This window comes from Brevundimonas sp. UBA5866, assembly GCF_002432125.1.
Taxonomy (GTDB): Bacteria; Pseudomonadota; Alphaproteobacteria; order Caulobacterales; family Caulobacteraceae; genus Brevundimonas.
Map to the genome: position 1 here is coordinate 12,167 of NZ_DJFS01000101.1, position 4,178 is coordinate 16,344.

The 4,178-nt window shown below is 63.4% G+C and carries 4 protein-coding genes; all 4 read left to right on the top strand.

Annotated elements, in window-relative coordinates; genetic code table 11:
* Positions 1-322: prolyl oligopeptidase family serine peptidase (locus B3H86_RS13835; protein WP_292054943.1), on the top strand; the 322-nt coding region annotated here is incomplete at its 5' end.
* Positions 323-450: 128 nt separating this feature from the next.
* The gene (locus B3H86_RS13840) at positions 451-1,185 is read left to right on the top strand and encodes a DUF1223 domain-containing protein (RefSeq protein WP_292054946.1); all 735 of its coding nucleotides are present in this window, start codon (positions 451-453) and stop codon (positions 1,183-1,185) included.
* Between the two features lie 194 nt (positions 1,186-1,379).
* On the top strand, positions 1,380-3,218 hold the full coding sequence (locus B3H86_RS13845) for a potassium transporter Kup (protein WP_292054948.1): 1,839 nt from the start codon (positions 1,380-1,382) through the stop codon (positions 3,216-3,218).
* A partial coding sequence (locus B3H86_RS13850; protein WP_292054950.1) for a transcription antitermination factor NusB occupies positions 3,215-4,178 on the top strand: 964 nt, incomplete at its 3' end. The genes B3H86_RS13845 and B3H86_RS13850, both read left to right, overlap by 4 nt.

Genomic DNA, 4,178 nt, shown 5'->3' on the forward strand with positions numbered 1-4,178 from the left:
CGGTGCCTCGTGGATCGGCGAATACGGCGACCCGCGCATTCCAGGCGATGCCGAGTTCATCTCGCGCTATTCGGCCTATCAACTCCTGCGTCCGGACATCGAATATCCGCGCGTCTACATCACCACCAACACGCTGGATGACCGCGTCCACCCCGGCCACGCCCGCAAATTCGCGGCGCGTCTGGGCAAGATGGGCCACGACCACCTCTATTACGAGGACACCGCGGGCGGTCACTCCAATGACGCCGATCCGGTGGCCAATGCCCGCCGCTGGGCCCGTCACTATGTCTATCTCAGCCAACAGCTGATGGACGAGAAATAAGGGCTGTAACAGTCTTTGAACGCACGGGGGGCATCAGACACCGGTCTGGTGCCCCTCACGCATTTATGAGCAGCGTTTGTACGAAGGCTGGCTAAACTCCGCGCATCTCAAATCGCGCCGGGGGACTTGTGCGAAAGCTGTCCGCTCTGACCATACTGTGCAGTGTCATGGCCTTGCTGCCAGCGACCGCGCTTGCGTCCGATCCTCCTGTGGTCGTCGAGCTGTTTACCGCCCAAGGGTGTTCGGCCTGTCCCGACGCCAACCAGAATGTGGCCCGCATGGCCAATGACCCCAAGGTCATTGTCCTGACCTATGGCGTTGATTATTGGGACTATCTTGGCTGGCCGGATACATTCGCACGCCCCGAGTTCTCACAACGGCAACGGGCTTACCGCCAAGCCCTGGGGCTACGCAGTCTGGCGACACCCCAGATCGTGATCTCGGGTCAGCAAACAATCGAGCAGGCGCGCCCCGAAGATCTGGCCGAAGCCATCGCCGTCCAGAACAGGAAAACAGACTGGCCGCCTGAAATCGAATTCCGAGAAACGGGCGACCGTGTCGGTGTAGGCTCGGGCCGTACTCCGGACGGCGGTGCCGAAGTTGTGGCCATCCGCTATTTGCCGGGCGTCCATAACGTGCGGGTCAGAGCCGGCGACAACCGTGGTCGCAGCGTCAGTCACGTCAATGTTGTCCGAGAAATCCATAGCTTAGGCGACTGGAATGGTCGCTCCAGCCTGTATCAACTGCCCCCACAGTTCACCCGTGCCTCGACCCGGGGCGAAGCTGTGCTGGTCATGCTTCAATCCAAGGCCGACCGCCGCATTATTGCCGCAGCCTCCTTGCCGGAACTTCGTCACGATTGAACCGCTGATGGAAAGGGTCTAAAGGCCCGCCGCTCTTGATGGGCGCGTCTTCCCGCGCGACCCGGAGGATTTGCATGGTCGGGGATCACCCGCGCGACGACCGGAACACGGTCGAAGCTAATAACCAGTCTTCACACCCCCATTCAGGGGGGGACTCTCCCTCCCCCACTTCAAAGGCCGCCCAGCGTGCCTTGATGATCGGGGCTATCGGTGTGGTATTCGGCGACATCGGCACCAGCCCGATTTACGCCCTGCGCGAAGCCGTGGGCCACGCCCAGGGGCTGGGCGACCCCCGCCTGGCGATCATGGGTGTGGTGTCTCTCGCCTTCTGGGCGTTGATGGTGGTGGTGACGCTGAAATACGTCGCCTTCCTGATGCGTGCCGACAACCGCGGCGAGGGCGGAGCGCTGTCACTGATGGCGCTGGCCCAGAATGCACTGGGCCGCCGCAGCGCCTTCCTGTTCATACTGGGTGTGTGCGGAGCAGCATTGTTCTATGCCGACGGCGTCATCACGCCCGCGATCTCGGTGCTATCGGCAATCGAGGGCCTGCGCGGAGCGCCGGGCATCGGCCACAGCATCAACCCCTTCATCGTGCCGATTGCCGCCGTCATTCTGATTGGCGTCTTCGCCGTCCAGTCACACGGTACGGCAGGCCTCGCCAAATTCTTCGGCCCCATCACACTGGCTTGGTTCCTCAGCCTCGGTGCGCTGGGTCTTTTCCACCTGTTTGACGACCTGTCCGTCCTTCAGTCGCTTTCACCGCACTATGCGCTGATGCTGCTGACCAAGAACCCTGTGCTGGGCTTCGTTATTCTGGGCAGTGTGTTCCTGGCCGTCACGGGTGCCGAGGCCCTGTACGCCGACATGGGTCACTTCGGTAAATCCCCCATCCGCAAGGGCTGGCTGTTTGTCGTCCTGCCGTGTCTGACGCTGAACTATCTGGGGCAGGGTGCCTTTCTGCTGTCGCACCCGACGGCGATGGACAATCCCTTCTGGAACATGGTGCCCCAGCTGATCTACTGGCCGCTGCTGCTGCTGGCGACCGCCGCGACCGTCATCGCCTCCCAGGCTGTGATTACGGGGGCCTTCTCGGTCACACAACAGGCTGTGCAGCTGGGTCTTCTGCCACGTCTGGACATCCGCAACACCTCCGAGACCCAAGCGGGCCAGATCTATGTTCCCGCGATCAACGGCCTGCTGATGGTCGGGGTGTTGTTCCTGCTCGTCACCTTCCAGAACACCCACAATCTGACTGCCGCTTACGGGGTGGCGGTCACAGGGGTCATGTTCGTCAACACCCTGATGGCCTTCACCGTGGCCCGCCACAAGTGGAAGTGGCCGCTATGGGGTGTTCTGGCTGTACTGCTGCCGATGGGCTTCATCGATCTGGTCTTCCTCAGTTCAAACCTGCTGAAGCTGCCGGATGGTGCATGGATGCCGCTGTTGATCGGCGCGCTGATCGTGCTGGTGATGTGGACGTGGGTGCGTGGCACCCAGATCCTCGGCGAAAAGACGCGCCGTGACAGCCTGCCGTTGGCGGACCTGATCGACATGCTCAGCGCTCGTCCCCCGCATCGTGCACAGGGGACGGCCATCTTCCTGACGTCCGATCCCACGGTCGCGCCCGTCGCGATGATGCACAATCTCAAGCACAACAAGGTGCTGCACGAGAAGAACATCATCATGACGGTACACACATCGCACCGCCCCCGTGTGCGCGGTGACGAGCGGATCGCCATCGAGGACATCTCGGAAGATTTCAAGCGCATTACGCTCACGTTTGGATATATGGAGACACCGAACGTGCCCAAGGCACTGGCGCAATGCCGCCGTCAGGGTCTGAAGTTCGACATCATGTCGACCAGCTTCTTCCTGGGCCGCCGCTCCGTCATACCAACCGCCCGTCAGGGCATGCCCATGTGGCAGGACAAACTTTTCATCTTCCTGATGCGTAACGCCGCCAACCCGACCGACTTCTTCCGCATTCCTCCCGGCCGCGTGGTCGAGCTGGGCACACAGGTGTCCGTATGAGCCGCCCGCCCGAGAAAACCGTCCGCAACAAGGACGGTCATGCCCGTCCGGCCAAGCGCGGCAAGCCGTCGGCCCGTCCGAACAACCGTCCGCATTCCGGCCCCCGTACCCCGCGCCCGCAGGGCGAGGACCGCTATCCGGAAGTGGGCGTTCAGGCCCGTCTGGTCGCTGGCCTGCTGCTGAATGCGGCGCTGGAAAAACGTACGGGGCTGGACGAGGAACTGGCCCGCAGCCCGGCCAAGGACCTGTCTCCGGCTGACCGTGCCTTTGCCCGCGCCTGTGCGATGGGGGCGCTGCGCCGTCTGGGAGAGATCGACCAGATACTGGGTCGCCGTCTCAAATCCATGCCGGCCCTGCCGACCCTGACCATCCTGCGCATCGCACTGGCGCAGATGCTGGTTCTGGAAACGCCGGCCTTTGCGGCTGTCTCGACCGCCGTCAAACTGGCCGAGCGCGACAACAAGACCCGCCCCTACAAGAACCTGATCAATGCCGTCCTGCGCGGCATCGACCGTGACGGCTATGGCCCGACCAAGCCGCAGGCCAATCTGCCCGAATGGATCGCCGCCCGCTGGGAAACGACCTATGGCGCGGAAGCCTTCACCGGCCTTGCCGAAACCACCCGTTTCGAGCCAGCCACCGACATTTCGGTCAAGCCGGATGCCGACTCCGCCGCCATTGCCGAGGCTCTGGAAGCCACCATCCTGCCCGGTGGCACCCTGCGGACCGAGCGCCGCGGCGACGTGGCCCAATGGCCGGGCTTCGAGGACGGCAACTGGTGGGTGCAGGACGCCGCCGCCGCCATTCCTGCACGCCTGCTGGATGTGAAGGCGGGCGAGACGGCGCTGGACCTGTGCGCCGCGCCGGGCGGCAAGACGCTGCAACTGGCCGCTGCCGGTGCCAGGGTCGTGGCTCTGGACCGTTCGGAAAGCCGCCTGAAGCGCCTGCGCCAGAATTTCG

Bases quoted from the DNA above. Each gene is read 5' to 3' on its own strand.
- B3H86_RS13845 (WP_292054948.1), top strand. From the start codon at position 1,380: ATGATCGGGGCTATCGGTGTGGTATTCGGCGACATCGGCACCAGCCCG.